15 protein-coding genes and 2 tRNA genes are annotated in these 19,078 nt (G+C 54.0%); 10 read left to right on the forward strand and 7 right to left on the reverse strand.

The window, feature by feature from the left end:
• The first annotated feature begins 236 nt into the window (after positions 1-236).
• Positions 237-1,073 carry a motility-associated protein gene (locus tag AVO41_RS02020; RefSeq protein ID WP_068581834.1) on the forward strand — a complete coding sequence of 279 codons (837 nt, stop codon included), beginning with the start codon at positions 237-239 and terminating at the stop codon, positions 1,071-1,073.
• Positions 1,074-1,110: 37 nt separating this feature from the next.
• Entirely contained in the window at positions 1,111-1,812 is a 702-nt protein-coding gene (locus AVO41_RS02025; protein ID WP_068581837.1) for a flagellar motor protein MotB, read from the forward strand.
• Here AVO41_RS02025 and AVO41_RS02030 read toward each other — a convergent pair.
• Genes AVO41_RS02030 through hemA form a run of 4 tightly spaced genes read right to left on the reverse strand, consistent with a single transcriptional unit; the run spans position 1,809 to position 6,007 of the window.
• Positions 1,809-2,567: a molybdopterin-synthase adenylyltransferase MoeB gene (locus AVO41_RS02030; protein WP_068581841.1), complete on the reverse strand. Its 759-nt coding sequence runs from the start codon at positions 2,565-2,567 to the stop codon at positions 1,809-1,811. The genes AVO41_RS02025 and AVO41_RS02030 overlap by 4 nt on opposite strands.
• Positions 2,564-3,448, reverse strand: a complete 885-nt coding sequence (gene prmC / locus AVO41_RS02035; protein WP_082676435.1) for a peptide chain release factor N(5)-glutamine methyltransferase — start codon at positions 3,446-3,448, stop codon at positions 2,564-2,566. The genes AVO41_RS02030 and prmC overlap by 4 nt, the downstream gene beginning before the upstream one ends.
• Complete coding sequence (gene prfA / locus AVO41_RS02040; protein WP_068581844.1) at positions 3,445-4,536, reverse strand: peptide chain release factor 1; 1,092 nt, start codon at positions 4,534-4,536, stop codon at positions 3,445-3,447. The genes prmC and prfA overlap by 4 nt, the downstream gene beginning before the upstream one ends.
• Before the next feature lie 46 nt (positions 4,537-4,582).
• Positions 4,583-6,007, reverse strand: coding sequence for a glutamyl-tRNA reductase (gene hemA / locus AVO41_RS02045; RefSeq protein WP_068581846.1), 1,425 nt, complete (start codon positions 6,005-6,007; stop codon positions 4,583-4,585).
• A 235-nt stretch (positions 6,008-6,242) separates the two neighbouring features.
• Here hemA and AVO41_RS02050 point away from each other — a divergent pair, with 235 nt between their 5' ends.
• From AVO41_RS02050 to AVO41_RS02080, 7 genes are all read left to right on the forward strand, one after another.
• The gene (locus tag AVO41_RS02050) at positions 6,243-8,156 is read left to right on the forward strand and encodes a tetratricopeptide repeat protein (protein ID WP_160326773.1); all 1,914 of its coding nucleotides are present in this window, start codon (positions 6,243-6,245) and stop codon (positions 8,154-8,156) included.
• A 160-nt stretch (positions 8,157-8,316) separates the two neighbouring features.
• A tRNA-Gln gene (locus tag AVO41_RS02055) sits at positions 8,317-8,391 on the forward strand.
• 58 nt (positions 8,392-8,449) lie between these two features.
• Positions 8,450-9,424, forward strand: coding sequence for a ribose-phosphate pyrophosphokinase (locus AVO41_RS02060; RefSeq protein ID WP_068581853.1), 975 nt, complete (start codon positions 8,450-8,452; stop codon positions 9,422-9,424).
• Positions 9,425-9,610: 186 nt separating this feature from the next.
• Positions 9,611-10,198, forward strand: coding sequence for a 50S ribosomal protein L25/general stress protein Ctc (locus tag AVO41_RS02065; RefSeq protein WP_068581855.1), 588 nt, complete (start codon positions 9,611-9,613; stop codon positions 10,196-10,198).
• 34 nt (positions 10,199-10,232) lie between these two features.
• Entirely contained in the window at positions 10,233-10,811 is a 579-nt protein-coding gene (pth, locus tag AVO41_RS02070) for an aminoacyl-tRNA hydrolase (protein ID WP_068581858.1), read from the forward strand.
• A 46-nt stretch (positions 10,812-10,857) separates the two neighbouring features.
• Complete coding sequence (ychF, locus tag AVO41_RS02075; protein WP_068581859.1) at positions 10,858-11,949, forward strand: redox-regulated ATPase YchF; 1,092 nt, start codon at positions 10,858-10,860, stop codon at positions 11,947-11,949.
• Between the two features lie 100 nt (positions 11,950-12,049).
• Positions 12,050-12,126 (forward strand) — tRNA-Met (locus tag AVO41_RS02080).
• Between the two features lie 134 nt (positions 12,127-12,260).
• Here AVO41_RS02080 and AVO41_RS02085 read toward each other — a convergent pair.
• On the reverse strand, positions 12,261-13,961 hold the full coding sequence (locus AVO41_RS02085) for a sensor domain-containing diguanylate cyclase (protein ID WP_068581861.1): 1,701 nt from the start codon (positions 13,959-13,961) through the stop codon (positions 12,261-12,263).
• A gap of 292 nt (positions 13,962-14,253) precedes the next feature.
• Between AVO41_RS02085 and AVO41_RS02090 the strand changes: the two genes are divergently transcribed.
• Positions 14,254-14,658, forward strand: coding sequence for a hypothetical protein (locus tag AVO41_RS02090; protein ID WP_068581863.1), 405 nt, complete (start codon positions 14,254-14,256; stop codon positions 14,656-14,658).
• Between the two features lie 164 nt (positions 14,659-14,822).
• On the opposite strand, the gene AVO41_RS02095 is transcribed toward AVO41_RS02090, so the two are convergent.
• Positions 14,823-16,484: a GGDEF domain-containing protein gene (locus tag AVO41_RS02095; protein ID WP_160326774.1), complete on the reverse strand. Its 1,662-nt coding sequence runs from the start codon at positions 16,482-16,484 to the stop codon at positions 14,823-14,825.
• 404 nt (positions 16,485-16,888) lie between these two features.
• Entirely contained in the window at positions 16,889-18,937 is a 2,049-nt protein-coding gene (locus tag AVO41_RS02100) for a heavy metal translocating P-type ATPase (RefSeq protein ID WP_068581868.1), read from the reverse strand.
• Between the last annotated feature and the right edge of the window lie 141 nt (positions 18,938-19,078).

Below are 19,078 nucleotides of genomic sequence, written 5' to 3' on the forward strand. Positions count from 1 at the left end.
GACACTTTGTTTCCCTTGTGATGGGCCTTCTCTGGAGGCGCCTGTCTTGACCCATTCGGCCGACTCGGTTTGAACGAGTCTGGTTGGTATTGTTTTTGCTTTTTGCTTAGGGCCGATGGCAGGCTGGCCCTATTTCGATGGTCATCATGATGCGCCAATCTGGGTCGGACGGGCAATAGGTGTTCTTTGCACAATGTAAAGGGCTCAAGACAAGTGGTTTAAAAAAGACGTAATTTATGTTCGCAAAACCTTTTGCAATTTTGGTGATATTGGGCAGTTTGTTCGGTGGTTTTATGATGGCCGGAGGCGAGCTGATTGCCTTATGGCATCCTGCCGAACTCGTGGTGATTCTTGGGCTGGGCCTGGGTACGTTTTTAGGGGCGACGCCGGTTTATGTCTGGAAGCGCACGATGGTTTATACCGGTCGGTTTTTTTCAGGCGGGCGGATTAAACAACGTCTTTATCTGGAAACGCTGGATCTTCTGGACGATCTGTCACGACTGGCCCGTTCCGAAGGGCTGCTGGCCTTGGAGAATCACATTGCCGAGCCCGACAGCAGTTCCATTTTTGCCAAGTACCCAACCGTGCTAAAGCATCGGGATTTGCGTCGTTTTATCATTGATAACTTTAACTATCTGCTGCTCAACCCGCCGCAAAGTCTGAATTTTGAAGAATTTCTGCACGACCAGATTGATGACTTGATCGAATCCATGTCGGAGGTTCCACGTGCCACCGGAAAACTGACCGCTCTGATGCCCGGGTACGGGATCATTGCGGCCGTCATGGGGGTGATTCTGACCATGAACCTGTTGGGTGGTGACATGGATGTGGCCAAGATCGGGACCTCGATCGGGGCGGCGCTGGTCGGAACCCTGACCGGGATCTTTTTTGCGTTTGCGGTGTTTGCGCCGTTTACGCATTCGATTGAAATTATGATTCGACAGGATCGTGCGCTGTTTGAGATGACCGCCTCGTTTTTTGTGGCCTTTGCACACGGCGTCTCGCCCAGTATGGCGATGGAGGTGGCGCGCCAGCGTGTGCCGCCTGAATTTGCGCTCCCGCGGAATGATTGATTGTTTGATGGAGTCCTGATCGGAACCCTGAATTTTTATGGCTAAGCGACGCAAAAAAAATGAGGAAGAAGGCGGCGAAGGCGGTGCCTGGGAGATTGCCCTGGCCGACCTGATGACCGTTCTGATGGTCTTTTTTCTGGTGATGTGGCTGATTTCGATCGTCGATCCAAGCGACCGTCAAAGTTTTGTCGATTCGCTGGTCGGCAAAGGCGGCTCGGAAAAGATCAGTGTGTCCGAGTCATCCTCGGCGTCGGATCAGATTGTGCCGATTGAAGAGCTGAAGCCTCCGGTTTCACCCGAAGAGATCAGTGATTCCATGTCCGGGATGAACCCGAAAGACATCGATATTGAAGAAACCGACGAATACACCAAAATCACGCTGCATTCAGACAGTTTCTTTGAGAGCGGGCGAGCCAATATTACCGACAAAACGCGAGAAGAACTGGAAAAGCTGGGGGAAACCCTGGCCGGACGCGGTCAGCCGATCACGGTGACCGGTTACACCGACAGCCTGCCCATTTCCAACCTTCAGTTTCCCTCCAATTGGGAGCTGTCTGCCGCACGCGCGGCAACCATTGCCCGTACCTTCATTTACATGGGGGTCAATAAAGATCTGGTCACGATTGTGGGCAAAGGCGATAACGACCCGGTTGCCTCCAATGAGTCCGCTTACGGGCGTTCTTTGAACCGCCGAGTGGTGATTCAGGTCGATAAGGATCAGACAAGCGGCAAGGATTAAGCGTGGGCCGCCTGACAAACCGGGCAATCCGGGTCGGACGTCAGGTTCAAACGCCGCCATTGCATGTGCAAACCATCCATTAGAAGCAGGACCCCCTGCAACGTTTCCAATCCTGCCAGAACCTTGATGGTCTCCAATGCCTGGAGGCTGCCGATGGCGCCCACGACGGGTGCGGCCACGCCATTCTGAGCGCAACTGGCATCGGCTTGACTGGTGTCGGGATAGAGACACTGATAGCAGGGCGTGCTGTGCTGGCGAAAATCGAAGGTGCTCAGCTGGCCTTCCCAGCGAATGGCGGCGCCGGAAACCAGCGGGGTGTGTGCCCGATGGCAAAGGCGGTTGAGCAAAAAGCGGGTGGCAAAATTGTCACTGGCGTCCACCACCACATCGGCGTTGTGAATGCAGCGTGCCATGTCGGTTTCATCCAGCTTCTGGGGGTGGGCGGTCACGGTTGTGTTGGGGTTGAGGCGAGCGATGCGAGCTTCGGCCGAAGCCACTTTGGAAAGCCCCACGCTGGCTTGATCGTGGATGATCTGACGTTGTAGATTGGAGGTGTCCACGTCATCAAAGTCGACCAGGGTTAAGTGGCCGAGGCCCGCCGCCGCCAGATACAGGGCTACGGGGGACCCCAGCCCGCCCAAGCCAATGATCAGGGCGTGGCTGTTGCGCAGCTGGGTTTGACCTTCATAACCGATTTCCGGCAATAGAATCTGACGGCTGTAGCGAATCAGTTCTGCATCGCTTAATTCATTCATGAGGCACCTTTTGGGTTGGGTTGGTATTGCGCCAGGGTGACACGTGGCTGGCCGCCCAGATCCTTGTGGGTGACCGGTGACTGCCAGTGAGCCGGTTGAAAACAGGCTTGCATGGCGTCCTGCTGATCGTAGCCATGTTCCAGCACCAACCAGCCGCCCGGTTTGAGGTGGAACGGCGCCTGCTCGATGATGTGACGCAAATCGGCCATGCCCTGATCGGCTGCAATCAGGGCGCTTTGGGGTTCAAAGCGCAGGTCCCCCTGCGTCAGGTGCGCATCACTGGGGTCAATGTAGGGTGGGTTGGCGACAATGCAATCAAAACGCTGGCCCGTGACGGGCGCGAACCAGTCGCCCGCAAGCCACTGGATGTCTAAATCATGGGCTTGCGCGTTTTCGCGGGCAACGGCCAGGGCCGCGTCACTGCGATCCACTCCGGTGCAGGTGCATTGCGGCAAACTGTGTTTGAGAGCGCAGGCAATGGCCCCGCTGCCGGTGCCCAGATCCAAAAATGACCAGGCCTGGTGGGTTTGGCCATGCGTCTGATACAGGTCAATCGCGGTTTCCACCAAAAGCTCGGTGTCCGGGCGCGGGATCAACGTATCGGGCGTCACGCGAAGCGAGAGCCCCCAGAATGCTCGTTGACCTAAAATGTATGCGATGGGTTCGCCTTGCATACGACGTTTGAGCAGCGCGTCAAAACGCTGTTGCTCTTCAAGGGTGAGGGTGCGTTCCGGCCAGGTCAATAACGCGGCGCGGGACTGCTCGGTCACCGCCATCAGCAACAGGTCCACCTCCAGGGCAACTTCATCCCCGGGCTGGTGCTGGCTTAGATAGGCACGACCGGTCTGGCGCGCCTGTTCATACGTCTGCACATCGCTCACGCGTCGCCCTGACTCAGTGCGGCCAGCTGTTCGGCCTGATGTTCGTGAATCAGCGGATCAATCACCTGCGCCAGTTGGCCCTGCATCACGTCATCCAGTTTGTAGAGGGTCAGGTTGATGCGGTGGTCGGTGACGCGTCCCTGCGGGTAGTTGTAGGTGCGAATCCGCTCGGAGCGATCGCCACTGCCTACCAGGTTTTTGCGCTCTTGGGCAATGTCCTGAGCCTGAGCTTTTTCGCGTTCGGCCATGATGCGTGCGGCCAGTAAAGACATGGCTTTGGCCCGGTTTTTGTGCTGAGAGCGCTCTTCCTGGCATTCCACCACCGTGCCGGTGGGCAGGTGGGTAATGCGGATGGCGGAATCGGTTTTGTTGACATGTTGGCCGCCGGCGCCTGAGGCGCGAAACGTGTCCACGCGCAGATCGGCGGGGTTAATATCAACCTGTTCGACTTCATCGGCCTCGGGCATGATCACGACCGTGGCGGCCGAGGTGTGCACGCGTCCCTGGGTTTCGGTGGCGGGCACGCGCTGAACCCGATGGGCGCCGGATTCAAATTTCAGATTGGAATAGGCACCTTCGCCCACAATGCGCGCGATCAGTTCCTTGTAGCCACCGTGTTCGCCTTCGGTGGCACTGATGATTTCCACCTGCCAGCGTTTGAGTTCGGCATAACGGCTGTACATGCGAAACAGGTCGCCGGCAAAAATGGCGGCTTCATCCCCACCGGTCCCCGCCCGGATTTCCAGGAAAATGTTGGCGTCGTCATTGGGGTCTTTGGGCAGGAGCATGGTCTGCAGTTGCGTTTCCAATGTTTCCTGCTGAGCCGTCAGTTCCTTGAGTTCTTCCTGTGCCATTTCCTTCAGTTCGCCGCTTTCGAGGCGAATCATTTCTCTGGCTTCGTCAATGGCATCTTCATTGGCCTCAAAGGTCGAGAAGGCTTCGATCACCGGCGTCAGTTGCGAGTGCTCTTTGGTCAGTTGGCGGAATTTTTTCTGGTCGGCAATCACCTCCGGATCGGAGATCAGATGACCTACTTCGTCCAGGCGTTCGGCCAAATGTTGTAATTTTGTACGAATTGACGGCTTCATAAAACTCCCGTGCGTCAGTAAAAGGGGCGGTTAAATAGGGCGCAGGCTAGAGAGCGTCCGAAGGTTTGACCTGAAAAAAAGTCCGATGGGATTGCGAAGCGCGCGCCGATGGCGCAGAAGGTTGTGCGCAAGAGGCGGTTTGAGCGGACGCCGGGGCGGATGGAGGCGGGGTGGTTTCGGCGTGCGCTGATGACGGTGATTCGGTCTTTTGGGACGGCTCGGAGGCAAGCAACAGTTGTTCGGCCGCGCTGACCAGCGCCTGTTCGCCTTCGAGCCCGGCCTGATGCAGCTGGGTGGTCGGGCCGTGGAGAATTTTGTTGGTCAGTTGATTGGCCAGTTTGGTGACCACCTGTTGGGGGTCATTGCCATGTTCCAGCTGCACTAAAGCCTGTTCCAGTGCTTGTGCTTTGAGGTCATGCGCCTGCTGACGAAAGCCCTGTATGATTGGGTTGACCTGTTGGGTGGCCTGGTACTGAGTCAGAAAAGCGTGCGCCTGAAGGTCGATGATTTCTTCAGCCGCCTGGGCGGCATCCTGGCGTGAGCGTTTGTTTTCTTCAATGATGGCTTGCAGATCGTCCACGGTATAAAGGTAGGTGTCGTTAAACTGCGCGATGTCGGGATCAATATCACGAGGTACGGCAATGTCGACCATGAACATGGGTTTATTGCGTCGCTTTTTCAGCGCCTGCGCCACCTGTTCCTTGTGGAGCAGACAGTCGGGTGCACCGGTGGAGGCAATAATCATGTCCGCCTCGTGCAGATGGTTATCGATTTCCTGCAGGTTAATCGCATACCCACCCAGGTCTTCGGCCAGATTGTGCGCTTTTTCCAGGGTGCGGTTGGCAATAATCAAATGGCCGATGCCGCTTTCATGCAGGTGGCGGGCCACCAGCTCCGAGGTTTCACCCGCGCCCAGCAGCAGGGCGGTCTGTTCCGACAGCTGGCCGAAAAACTGTTTGGACAGGGCTACCGCAGAAAACGCCACCGACACCGGGCTGGAGCCGATGGCGGTATCGGTGCGAACCTGTTTGGCGGTTTTGAAAATGTGCTGCATCAGCGCGTTGAGAACCTGATGCACGCTGTCGGCTTTTTTGGCTGCGTGGTAGGCGTCTTTGATCTGCCCCAGAATCTGAGGTTCGCCCAGGACCAGGGAGTTGAGGCCGCTGGCCACACACATCATGTGTCGCACGGCTGCCAGCTCTTCGTATTCGTAGAGGAACGGGTCGATGCTGTTTTCTTTCAGATCAAAGCGCTGATGCAGCCAGCGTCGCAGGTCCGGCGGGGTGGCCTGTTTTAGAATGGCATAGAGTTCGGTGCGGTTGCAGGTGGACACCAGAATGGCTTCATTCGCCAGCCCGTCACGACGCAACTGTGCCAGTGCCTCCTGTACCTGGTCAGGCGAAAAGGCGACTGTCTCACGGACGTCGACAGGCGCCGTTTCATGATTGACCCCTAATACCAATAGTTTCATACGGTTTAAGCTGCCTGTTTCCTTACGCTGGTGAATCCGCGCTGACCAATGCCGGGCACCGTCTCGTGCGGCGCCACCAAACCGCTAATTTTGCTAAATTATTGGCTTAAATGCAAGTTTTCAGACGCTTGAGCGCGGGTGGCTGAGGCAGTGGCGGGTCGGGGTTTGGCTTGCACACAGGGTCAAGGGTGGTATGATTTGTCTGTTTCATATCAAGCGGCGGAAGGTGGTCTTTGTGCGGTTAAAGCAGGTGTTGGTGTTGGGCTTGGTGTTGGGCTTGGTGTTGGGTGGCCTCAGTGGCTGCGCAGGCATGACTTCGCAGGAGCGCGAAGCGGCGCTCAAGCGCTCGGCTGAATTTGCGCCGGCCCCGACCCTGACGGACCCTTCCACTGGGGTGGCTTCCGGCCAAACGGATGAGGGGCAGGCTCGTCCCCCACGTAACACCAAGCCGCCCTCGGCCACAGAGCTGGACCCACAGGTTATGTATGAAGTGCTGCTGGGAGAAATGCTGGCTCTCAAGGGCGCGCAAAACGAAGCCTTCAGTATTTTGTTCCCGTTAGCGCAGCAAACGCGCGATCCGGGCTTGGCGGAACGGGCGTTTCAATTGTCTATGGCGACCTTTGATCTGGAGGCGATTCAGGCGGCCACGAATTTGTGGCGGGATGTGTCGCCGGAGTCGTCCGTGGCCTGGAAGGCGTCATACCTGATGGCGGTGCGTGAGGGCGATCAGACCAGAGCGCGAGAGCATTGGCAGCGCTATCGGGCCGTATCCGATCAAAGCCTGGATGAAGATCTGGTGCAGGCGGCCATGCGTTTGCGTCAAACGGCGCCGGGAGAGGCAGCACTGGATTTTATGCAGTGGTTGTTGCAGGCGCATCCGGATCGGGCCACCGCCCAGTATGGCATGGGTTTGATTCTGCATGCCTATCAGCAATACGATCAGGCCATCCGTTTCTTTAAACAGGCCGCTGGTGGACTGGAAGTGATGCTTTCCGAGGTGACGCCGGGATGGCCCGCGGCTCTGCGCAAACAGTTGCAGGGAGCACAAGACGATGCGTTTGCACAGCCATGGCTGTTGAAGATATACCGTCAGGCTCGCTTGTTGTTGGCCGAATCTTATCTGGGGGCGCAACAGGCGCAATCGGGATTGGATGTGCTGGCCGATTACGTCAAAACCTACCCGGACGACTGGGCGATGCAGGAACGCTATGCTCGGCTTGAAGTCAAGGCGGGCTATTACCGTCAGGCCGAGCAACGCTATCAGGCGGTGGTGAATCACCGGCCGCAATCGCATCAAACTCGTCTGGCGCTTGCATTGCTGCGAATGGAGCAGGGGGATTACGCCGGTGCCATGGACCCTTTGAAAACCCTGGAAGGCGTCGAAGGGTTTGAATCGGTCGCTCGTTATTATCTGGGGCGCATCGCTCAGCAGGCCGGGCAGTTGGCACAGGCACGCACTTATTATCAATTGGTACTGGAAAGCGAATATGAGCTGGATGCGCGTCTGCATCTGGCGGAACTGGCGTTCGAGCAGAAAGGGCTTGCAGCGACGTTGGCGACGCTGGCCGAATTGTCACCTGAGGCCACGGACGATCAAGTCAAGGTGTTGCGGGCCAAGGCACTGTTTTATCGCAAGGCGGGCGAGCTGGATGAGGCGATCACGGTTTATCAGCAGGCCATCGAGCTGGCGCCGGATAATGTCTCTCTTTATTTGCAGCAAGCAATGCTGGCGTTTGAGTTAAATCGGTTTGAGGCGTATGAGCAGACGTTGACCCGGGCCTTGGCACAAGCCCCTGACCACGCCGAGTTGTTGAACGCGCTGGGTTATTTTTATGTGGAGCAGGACCGCGAGCTGGAAAAAGCGACCGAGCTGTTGGATCGGGCGGTGGCCTTGGCACCTGGCCAGTATCATATTCTGGACAGCCGTGGCTGGTTGGCCTACAAGAAAGGAGCTCTGAATGAAGCCGAGCGTTATCTGCGTAAGGCGTTAAGCATGCAGATGGACCCGGAAGTGCTCGCGCATCTGATTGAAGTGCTGTGGGCAAATGGCCACACGGACGAAGCGCGGGCGCTTTGGCAGAAGCATCAGGCGACGTTTCCGGATCACGCACCTTTGCAGAAATTGATTCGACGCCTGAAAGCCTCTTAGGCTCGAAAGCATTCTCTCGCATTTGATGTTAAGATTTCGATACGCCCGGTAAGGCATTTTTCTCGGAAAAACCCTGGGAAAAATTAATTTTTGGTTGATTTCGTGTTCTGAGTATGGATAATACCGACCTGTCTTAAGGACACAGCAAAAAACTGACAGTTGGGCTATAGCCAAGCGGTAAGGCAACGGGTTTTGATCCCGTCATGCGCAGGTTCGAATCCTGCTAGCCCAGCCATTTTCTTACCGAATTCTCAAAGCAACAGTTTCCTGGTTCCCGCCATAGGAGCGCCTGAATGGCCTACGCATACGCCAACGTCCGGTTGTTCGCCGGTAACGCCAATGTCAGCCTCGCCGAAAGCATTTCCTCTTCCATTGATATCCCGTTGGGACAAGCCGATGTCGGTCGTTTCAGTGACGGCGAAATCATGGTTCAGATCAATGAATCCGTTCGTGGCAAGGATGTGTATGTCCTGCAGCCGACCTGTACACCGGAACCGGCGGTCAACCTGATGGAACTGTTGGTGATGATCGATGCGCTTAAACGCGCATCGGCCAAACGCATCACCGCCGTGGTGCCTTATTACGGTTTCGCCCGTCAGGATCGTCGTCCCAATTCAGCGCGCGTGCCGATCACGGCACGACTGGCCGCCGACATGATCACGGTCGCCGGTGCCGATCGTCTGATTACGGTTGATCTTCACGCGGACCAGATTCAGGGCTTTTTCGACATTCCCGTGGACAACATCTATGGGTCCCCCACACTGGTGGACGACATGCGCGCGTCCGGGCACATCGCGGATGATAATATGATGGTGGTGTCGCCGGACATGGGCGGGGTGGTTCGAGCACGCGCCGTGGCCAAGGCACTGGGCTGTGAAATGGCGATCATCGATAAGCGTCGCCCCAAGGCTAATGTGGCGCAGATCATGCACATCATCGGCGATGTCAAAGGCCGAGATTGTATTCTGGTGGACGATCTGGTGGACACAGCCGGTACCTTGTGCAAAGCCGCGAATGCGTTGATTGAGCACGGTGCCAAAAGCGTGACCGCCTATGTGGTGCATGCCGTTTTGTCCGGGCCGGCGGTCGAAAACATCAATCAGTCCGCACTGACCGAACTGGTGGTGACTGACACCATCCCATTGTCCGAAGAAGCTCTGAATTCCGAACGTATCCGTCAGGTTTCGGTGGCACCGGTGCTGGGTGAAACCATTCGCCGCGTGCATCAGGAAGAGTCGGTGTCTGAAATTATGCCGATCCGTTCTTAGTTGCCCCTCACCTTTTTACCAGGCCTGGTGGTTTTTGATACCACCCGAGGGCACGAGCCCTTTTCATTTGATTTGAAATCCGTATAATACCGCTCTTTAATGCCTTGTCTGGTCGCGGACAAGGCGTAATTGGGCCTGTTTGGCCTTCGATAACAGTGAAAACTGTGATGAAAACTGGAGAAACCAATGACTGATTTAACATGGACAGCCGAACTTCGTTCGGAAGAGGGGAAAGGTGCGAGCCGCCGCCTTCGTCGAGCGAAGAAAGTTCCGGCCATCGTCTACGGTGGTGGAAAGGATGCCAAATCCATCGCTTTGTCCAGCCGCGAAGTTGAGCGTGCACTGGATAACGTGGATTTGTATAACACGGTCTTGACCCTGGACGGTGCGGGCGACAAAGAAAGCTGCGTGATCAAAGATCTGCAGCGTCACCCGGCGACTGGATTTGTTTCGCACATCGACTTTCAGCGTGCGACCGATTCAACTTACATCACCAAGCGTGTGCCTCTGAACTTCAACGGTCAGGAAAATGCACCCGGCGTGAAAAAAGGTGGGATCATGTCGTTCATGCAGTCCACAGTGGAAGTGCGCTGCCTGACCAAAAACCTGCCAACCTCCATTGATGTGGATGTGTCCGGTCTGGACGGCGGTATGAATATCCGTCTGTCTGAACTGACCTTGCCAGAAGGTGTGACCCTGACGGCACTGACTCACGGCAACAAGGATTATGACCAGGCCGTGGTCGGCATTGGCAAAATCAAACGCGCCGTATAAATTGAATGCGCGTTAAGCGATCAAAGACCCGCTTATGGCTCGGATAAAATTGATTGTCGGCCTCGGTAACCCCGGGGCACAGTATGATCAAACCCGCCATAATGCGGGTTTTTGGTTTGTGGACGCCGTTGCACAGACGTATCAGGTGCAATGGCGTCCAGAGACCAAATTCCTGGGGCAGGTCGCCCGCATTCAGCAGCCGAACATGGACGTCTGGTTGCTCAAACCCACCACCTACATGAATCGCAGCGGTCAGGCCATTCAGGCCATCGCGCACTTTTATAAAATTGACCCCGAAGAAATCCTGGTGGTGCACGACGAACTGGATCTCGAACCGGGGGTCGCACGGCTCAAAACCGGTGGCGGGCACGGAGGGCATAATGGCCTGCGTGATACCATCGCTGCCTTGAGCACCAAGGACTTCCAACGCCTGCGTCTGGGCATTGGTCATCCCGGGCACCGGGATCAAGTGGTTCAATATGTATTAAAAGCGGCCTCCAAAACGGATCAACAAGCCATTATGACGGCCATTGATGAAGCGGTTCGAGTCCTGGAACCCTTGGTCAAAGGTGAGCGTGACGCCGCCATGCAACAGCTGCACACACAAACCTGATCGGGCGGCGTGACTGCCCCGTTATTTTCGCAAGGAGCAATCGTTTATGGGCATCAAATGTGGCATCGTCGGTTTGCCCAATGTTGGCAAATCCACCCTTTTCAACGCCTTGACCAATGCAGGCATTGATTCAGAAAACTACCCGTTTTGCACCATTGAACCCAATGTCGGCGTGGTGCCAGTGCCTGATCCGCGCGAACGGGCACTGGCCGAGATCGTCAAGCCGGAAAAAACCATTTCCGCCACGGTGGACTTTATGGACATCGCGGGTCTGGTTGAAGGCGCGTCCAAAGGCGAGGGGCTGGGCAACAAATTCCTGGCCAATATCCGTGAAACCGATGCCATTGTGCAGGTGGTACGTTGTTTTGAGAATGACGACATCGTGCACGTGGCCGGTAAGATTGATCCGATTAATGACATCGAAGTCATCAATATGGAACTGGTGCTGGCCGACATGGAGTCACTGGAAAAAGCGTTGCAAAAAGTGCAGAAAGTCGCCAAAAGCGGTGACAAGCAGGCACTGGCCAAACAGGCCCTGTATGAAAAAGTCCTGGCCGAAGTCGAAAACGGCACATTGGTGCGTTTGATTGATCTGACCGACGACGAGCGTGAACAGCTCAAGGACCTGCACTTGCTGACCACCAAGCCCATGATGTATGTGGCGAATGTGAACGAAGACGGGTTTGAAAACAATCCGGCTTTGGACAAAGTGCGTGCGCTGGCCGAAGAGCAGGGCGCCATCGTGGTGCCGATCAGTGCGGAAATCGAAGAACAGATTGCGGAACTGGATGAAGAAGACAAAGCAGAATTTCTGGCCGAGATGGGTCAGGAAGAACCCGGGCTGGATCGCCTGATTCGCGCCGCCTATGAACTGCTAGGCTTGCAAACCTACTTTACCGCCGGGGTCAAGGAGGTACGTGCTTGGACAGTGAAAAAAGGCGCCACGGCACCCCAGGCGGCGGGCGTGATTCATACTGATTTCGAGAAAGGCTTTATCCGGGCCGAAGTCACCGCCTACAATGACTACATCGAACATCAAGGCGATGCGGGCGCCAAAGCCGCCGGTAAGCAACGATTGGAAGGCAAGGAATACATCGTCCAGGACGGCGATGTGATGCACTTCCGTTTTAATGTCTGATTCGAAGGGCGAATCTTACCAGGCCTGGTGAAAAGTACAAAAAACCGGGCCCGGGCTTGACATGCGGATCATAAAATCTATAATACCCAAATCTTTTCAAGGCTACATAGCTCAGCTGGTCAGAGCACATCACTCATAATGATGGGGTCGGTGGTTCAAATCCACCTGTAGCCACCATTCTCTCTATCTTTTCGACTCTTTTAATCAACACTTCTTCAGTTCTGTCATGGAACGTTGATCGCTGGCAATTTTTGCTGTGCTGTCTAAGGCCAATGTTGCTCTGCCGGGCGTTTAAGCAACTCGCTCCCTGATCAGAAGAGCTCGATGTCGTGTTCGATGACTCGTTCGACTCGGTTTCGCCCTTTCGATTTTGCCCGATAGAGGGCTTCATCGGCGTATTTGTATATTTCTTCTTCAACGTAGGCTTTGCTTGGATCCATTAACATGGCACCGATGGATAAGGTCACTTGCATCCAGGGCGCATTGCCGGAGTGTTCGATGGCTTTTTCCTGCATTGCTTCATTGATGGCTTGGGCCATTTTCAACCCTTCGTCACGATGTGACACCTCAAAAAGGGCTGCAAATTCCTCACCGCCCAAACGAAACGCATAACCCATGTCATTGGGCACGAGCGTCTTAAGGATGTCTGCGATGTGTTTTATGACGGCGTCACCGGCCTGGTGACCATAAGTATCGTTGTATTTTTTGAAATTGTCGGCATCGATCATTAAAAAGCAGAGCCATTGTTCCTGTTCACGGGCTCGTTCAAGTTCTTGATGCAGGTTTTGGTTATAAAAACGCCGGTTGTAGAGACCGGTCATTTCATCTTTGATGGCCAGCTCTTCCAGCGCTTTCTCTGCGGTAATATCCAGCCGTAATGAGATGTAACCGATCCAATGGCCCAGGTGGTCATAATCGGGCGATATGCGGCTTCTGACCCAGTAAGCCGACCCGTCTTTGCGAAGGTTTTTGATGTCTCCCGTCCAGGTTTTTTCCGACTGGATGGTCTGCCACAGTTGGGTAAACAGGCGTTTGGGCATGTCAGGGTGGCGCACGATGTTCTGACTTTGACCGATTAATTCTTCTCGTTGGTAGCCGGAAATTTCAGTGAAAAAATCGCTGACTTCAGTGATTTTGCCGGTCAGGTCGGTTCTGGACATGATGACTTGATGGTTGACGAGGTCGACATAGCTTGCAATCTCAAAATCCTTGCGATGCTGTTCCGTGATGTCGTTCACTGTCCCCACCGAGCGTATCAACTCGCCTTGTTCATCGAAGTAGTGGAAGCCTCGCTCGTGCACGAAGCCTTCTTCACCGTCTTCTCGAATGATCCGATGTTTGAAGTCATAGCCACGCTTTTGGTCAATCGAGGTTTGAAATTCCCGTTCAAGTTCTGCCCGGTCGTTAGGGTGAACGTAATGAATGAACGCCTCGTAGGTGGGCTCGAAGCTTTGAGGGGCCGTGCCAAAAATCTTGAAGACCTCGTCTGACCAGATTAATTTCTGACTGGGCATCTCCAGTATCCAATGCCCGAGTTTGGCAATCTCCTGCGCCTGTTCAAAACTTTTGGAGAGGACATTGAGCTGCTCAACCTTTTCCAACAAGGCCAGATTGGTTTCGTTTAATTTGTATTCGGCCTTGCGTAGTTTTGTGATGTCTTTTTGAAAACCGGCATAATAGCGCAGTGAACCGTTTTCAAAGATTGGAATTAATTGGAGCCTGGTCTGAAAGGGGGTGCCTTGTTTGGTATGGTTGGTGAACTCGACGTCACAGGGCTGATGGGTCTTGATGGCAGAACGCACTATGGTGCGGGCTTCTGTTTGATCGGATTGACCTTGAAGGAAGCGACAATTTTTGCCCAAAACCTCGTCTGCTTGGTAGCCGGTTAGTTTTTCAAACGCATGATTGACATAAATCAAAGGCAGGTCAGGTTGTTGCGCATCGGCAATGGTCACTGAGATGTCGGCCTCGCCCAAGGCGGCCACAATCTGCTCAAATGATATTAAATTCACAGGCTTCTCACTGTTTTGAATCTTTCCCTTGCGTGACGGCTTTCACTTTACCACAGATGGTCGGCCAAAATGCGGGTGGCAATCTCGTTGGACATTCGATGCTTTGGTGATCGCTAGAGCGATTCAATTCCGCCCGATGAGGCACCAATGCTTACGTACTACATTCTGAATCCCTATGATGGTTTGGTACAGTCGGAGGTTATTAATAAGTCCCTGATTTTTTGAATCTTTATGATTACTTGTAGCAAATTGGGTATATCTTTATAGCTTGGAATCGTTAACAATACCGATTATGAAAAGTATCTATGACATTCGTCGGTTTAATGCCCAATTGTTATGTCGTTATTGCGGGACCATGGCTGACTTCTCCGATCGTACCCAAAGAGCGCAGACACAAGTCAGCCGGCTCATTGGCAAAAACCCAACCCGCAATATCGGAGAACAATTGGCTCGTCACATTGAGCATTCATTCTGTCTGCCCGAGCACTGGCTGGATCACCAGCATCACCGGGATATGGAATCACTGGATAACAGCCTGAAAAATTATCTCCTGAAACAGGATAAGCATTTGAAACTCCACGAATTTGTCGATCAAATTACCCTGGCCATCAAATATGATTTGATAGACGAAGTGGTGTTCACTCAACTGGAAGAGATCGTCAACAGGTTGTCTCCCTCTTTTTCATACGACCATTAGTCTCGCCATTTTCTGTCTTTTGCCAACAGGTCGTTGCGTACCGTCCCCCTATCTTTTTACATGTTAAGAAAGTGCCGTATATTGGTTATTGTGGGGATGCCAGAGAGGCGGGGACAGGTCGACTTTTAGATTTATCCCTTTCAGTGATCGTTATGATTGGCGGTTTATGTGTTTTCTATTTTGTATAGACGGTAGGTGTTGCGCCCGGCTTTTTTGGCTTCATACAAGGCCTGATCCGCCTGTAACATCAGGCGATCCTGATCAATGCCGTGTTCGGGGCAAAGTGTGATGCCGATGCTGACACCGATCTGAACCGAACAGCGGTTTACTTGCAATGGCTGAGACAGTTGAAGGGTGAGTTTTTCGGCGATGCGCATGACATCGTGTTGGTCCTGAATGCCACGCGCAATGATGCCAAACTCATCGCCGCCAAGCCGACCGATCAGATCAAAGTCGCGCACGTTTTTTTGCAGCATGTCGGCCACCTGTTTGAGGAGTTGGTCACCGATGGCGTGGCCATGGGTGTCGTTCACGTCCTTGAAGTGGTCCAGATCCAGAAAGATCAGGCCTACTTTATGATCGGGAAAGCGTCGGGCGTAAGAAATGGCCGCTTTGAGTTCGGTATCAAAATGATGACGATTGGCCAGCCCGGTCATCCAGTCGGTTTTGGCTAAACGACGCATTTCGGCTTCTGCAGCGTGGCGCTCTGAGACATCGCGAATCAGGGCGGTATAAAACCATTTTCCATCGACTTTTGATTTGCTGATGCTGACTTCCAGTGGAATCAAGTGTCCGTCTTTGTGTTTGCCTTTGACTTCTGCGCGGCCATTGGCCATTTGTGTGCGGAATTGATTGCTTTCTCCAAATACACGAATTAAAGCGCGATGGCGGGTTTTCAGTTCATCCGGAATCAGTGTGTCCAGCGAGCTTCCGATCAGTTCTTGTGAGGTGTAGCCAAACATTTGTTCGGCAGATTCATTAAACAGGGTGATGCGCTGCTGCTCGTCGATGCTGACGATGCCATCGGTGCTGTTGTGAATGATGGCGTCGTTCATAAGATAGTCTTCGGCCAAGCGGTGCGCTTTTTTCTGTTCGGTGATGTCGTTGATGATGGCAACTAAGTGCTCTTTGTGGTCAAAGCGCATGCTTTGCAATCGAATATCGACATCATATAAAGAGCCATCTTTGCGCTCATGGATGGTTTCAAAGACCAGTCGTTCGGTCTCATCGTTGAGCAATGGGGTGATCATGTCCCGAAATTGCGCCGCGTCAAAAAATGGCTTTATGTCGTAGGGGTGCATGGTTTGCAGTTCGTCGGCACTGTAACCGCTGTTTTCGACGGCCCCACGGTTGGCGTAAGTAAACCGAAGGGAGTCCCGGTCAAAGACGTAAATTTCATTGAGACTGTTTTCAATGATCGTCTGAAAACTCTCCGCCTGTTTTTGCGTTTCGGCGATGGTAGCGGTGTATGCTTGCAGAAGGCCAGTTAAGTTGGCATCAAAGACGAGACTCAGTTCATCAAATAAAGCCTTGTGCATCGCATCTTTTTCAAACAGAACGCCGATTAACGCTTCTCGAAAATGGATGCACAGATTGTAGACATCGGCTACGGTAATGTTTTCGGCAATGCAGAAATTCAATAAGCGGGTGATGGCAGGGCAGCGACCGATTTGTTGCTTGTGGTGGATGACTTGAACGAAGTAGTCAAAAACTTCGGTGGCGTATTCATGCAGGAAGGTTTCAGCCTGAATGTGGTGCATTGAAAGCACGCGGCGCACCGTAGGGTGATACACCCAGCGTTCGAGCACCATGTCCTGCGATGCCATGATGCAATTGGTGAGTGAAGATAAATGAGGCAGTGAAAAACCGTCTGAATCCGGATGAGGGTTTTTCATTTTGAACCGGTCGCTGTGGCCTTGAGATGATCACGGTGTCGGGACATGTTGGCGGCGCCTCTTTCGCTTTGCACTGTCTGATTTCCATCGCTCAGGATGGCCAGGGTCAGTGCAAACGAAGTCATCGGATAACCGATCGCACACAAATGCATCCGTCGGCGCTATGCCGACGTCTTGTGGACGATGGTGACCGTTTGCGTCAGAGCCGATGTTGATTTTTTTGGCTTTCTGGCGCAAATTGAGTCACGGATTGTGTCTTCAGTGTGCAACTGACAGAACTTAGATTCTATCCGCAATTGGCCGCGTCTGCAATCTTGAAATCAACAAGCAATTGATTAAGAACCACTTTTGGCCTCGGTCGCTTCCGGTGTTTGGCGAGGGGGTGATAGCAGTTGGGCGTTGATGGCAACGATGACCGTGCTGAGACTCATCAGCACCGCACCAAGCGCTGGGCTGATCAAAATGCCTTGTTGATAGAGAACGCCAGCCGCCAAAGGGATGGCCACCACGTTGTAACCCGTGGCCCAGACGAAGTTCTGAATCATTTTGCGATGGGTGGCGCGCCCAAATCCAATGACATCGACCACCGACTGAGGATCGCTGTCGACCAGAATAATGTCAGCGGTTTCGGCGGCGACATCGGTACCGGAGCCGACAGCAATGCCAACATCGGCCGTGGCCAGAGCGGGGGCGTCGTTGACGCCGTCTCCCGTCATGGCCACAAATTCATGTTTGGCTTGCAGGGCGCGGATTTTTTCGACTTTCTGGTCTGGTAAAAGGCCGGCTTCAAAGTCATCGAGCCGAAGGGCGTGACTGACTTTCTGTGCCACCTGTTTGTTGTCGCCGGTCATCATCACCACACGAATGCCATGTGCCTGAAGCCTTTTCACCGCAGCAAAAGACGTTTCGCGGATTGCGTCGTCCAATTCGATCTGACCCGCGGGTTGTTCATCGATCAGAACAAATACACGGGTGGCTTGTGCGTTCTCTTCAGAATCCGATTGCGAAGGCTGGGGCCATTCAATGTCATGAGCCTTAAGGTAGGCGGGGCCGACGACTCTCACGGTATGACTGTCAACGCTTGCGCGCACGCCGTGACCGGGCGAGCTTGAAAACGCCGTCGCCCGGGGCAGTGTCATAGCTTGTTGACGCGCCTTTTCCACAATGGCGTTGGCAATGGGGTGTTCGGATGATGCTTCCGCCGCAGCGGCCAGTTTGAGCACGTCATTATCCTGCCAGCGTCCCTGGACGCTTTGATAGTGGGTGACGCCAAATGTGCCTTCTGTGAGCGTTCCGGTTTTGTCAAACACCACGGTGGTGATACGTGGTGTGTTTTCGAAAGCGGTGCGGTTTCGAATTAACAGGCCGTTTCGAGCGGACAGAGTAATGGAGTTGGCAACCACCAGCGGCACGGCCAGTCCCAGGGCATGCGGGCAGGTGATGACCATGACGCTGGCCATGCGTTCGAGCGCAAAAACCAATGTCTGCCCTAGCATCACCCAGGCGACCAGCGTGGCGAAACCGGCGGTTAAGGCAATCAGTGTTAACCAAAAAGCAATGCGATCAGCCAGGTGTTGGGTTTTGGATTTCTTCGCCTGGGCCTGTTGCACCATGTCAATGACCTTGCTCAGATAGGCTTGCTCGCCCACCTGTTCCACGCGGAGGGTTAAAGCCCCTTGTCCGTTGAGGGTGCCCCCCACGACCTTTTGACCTTGGCGTTTGGTCACCGGTCTGGATTCACCCGTGACCATGGACTCGTTGACCGAGCTTTCGCCTTCGATGACTTCACCATCCACGGGGATCTTTTCGCCCGGTTGGACGCGAACCTGATCCTCCGGCGCCAGCGAATCAATGTCGACCTCTTGTGTTTGCCCTGTCTGGCTGATTTTGTGCGCTTGGCTCGGCATCATTCCCACGAGTTTTTCCAGCGAGCGCGAGGCGTTCATGACTGAGCGCATTTCGATCCAGTGGCCCAGAAGCATGATGTCGATCAGGGTAACCAACTCCCAAAAGAAAGTTTTGCCCTCCAGGCCCAAAACGGTGGCGGCGCTGTAGGCGAACGCAACCGTAATGGCGACCCCGATCAGAGTCATCATGCCCGGCCGTCTGTTTTGCAGCTCGTCTTTTAAGCCAGTGAGAAAAGGTTTGCCGCCGTAGAGATAGACCACGCTGGACAAGGCAAACAGAACCCATTCAGAGAGCGGGAAGGTCAGGTGATAGCCCAACAAAGACTGAACCATGGGAGAAAGCAGCAAGACGGGCAATGTCAACAGCAGTGAAACCCAAAATCGCTGGCGAAAATCCTGGATCATGGAATGGTGATGATTGTGATGATCGTGATGATCGTGTGAAGCATCATGATCGTTTGTACTGTGGGTTGGCATCGTCACCTCCTTGACCGGCGGTTACGCGGCTGTGAGTCGGGCGATTTTGCTGTCCAAGGTATTGCATTTGGACATGTCAATGGTTTCACCATAACAGAAGCATCCCTGACACCACAACCTTTTCGTCGGTGTGTGTTTTTG

This window comes from Thiomicrospira sp. WB1, assembly GCF_001507535.1.
Taxonomy (GTDB): Bacteria; Pseudomonadota; Gammaproteobacteria; order Thiomicrospirales; family Thiomicrospiraceae; genus Hydrogenovibrio.

Bases quoted from the DNA above. Each gene is read 5' to 3' on its own strand.
- AVO41_RS02020 (WP_068581834.1), top strand. From the start codon at position 237: ATGTTCGCAAAACCTTTTGCAATTTTGGTGATATTGGGCAGTTTGTTC.
- AVO41_RS02090 (WP_068581863.1), top strand. From the start codon at position 14,254: ATGAAAAGTATCTATGACATTCGTCGGTTTAATGCCCAATTGTTATGT.
- prfA (WP_068581844.1), bottom strand. From the start codon at position 4,536: ATGAAGCCGTCAATTCGTACAAAATTACAACATTTGGCCGAACGCCTG.
- AVO41_RS02025 (WP_068581837.1), top strand. From the start codon at position 1,111: ATGGCTAAGCGACGCAAAAAAAATGAGGAAGAAGGCGGCGAAGGCGGT.
- AVO41_RS02060 (WP_068581853.1), top strand. From the start codon at position 8,450: ATGGCCTACGCATACGCCAACGTCCGGTTGTTCGCCGGTAACGCCAAT.
- AVO41_RS02030 (WP_068581841.1), bottom strand. From the start codon at position 2,567: ATGAATGAATTAAGCGATGCAGAACTGATTCGCTACAGCCGTCAGATT.
- AVO41_RS02100 (WP_068581868.1), bottom strand. From the start codon at position 18,937: ATGCCAACCCACAGTACAAACGATCATGATGCTTCACACGATCATCAC.
- AVO41_RS02095 (WP_160326774.1), bottom strand. From the start codon at position 16,484: ATGGCATCGCAGGACATGGTGCTCGAACGCTGGGTGTATCACCCTACG.
- ychF (WP_068581859.1), top strand. From the start codon at position 10,858: ATGGGCATCAAATGTGGCATCGTCGGTTTGCCCAATGTTGGCAAATCC.
- hemA (WP_068581846.1), bottom strand. From the start codon at position 6,007: ATGAAACTATTGGTATTAGGGGTCAATCATGAAACGGCGCCTGTCGAC.
- pth (WP_068581858.1), top strand. From the start codon at position 10,233: ATGGCTCGGATAAAATTGATTGTCGGCCTCGGTAACCCCGGGGCACAG.
- AVO41_RS02065 (WP_068581855.1), top strand. From the start codon at position 9,611: ATGACTGATTTAACATGGACAGCCGAACTTCGTTCGGAAGAGGGGAAA.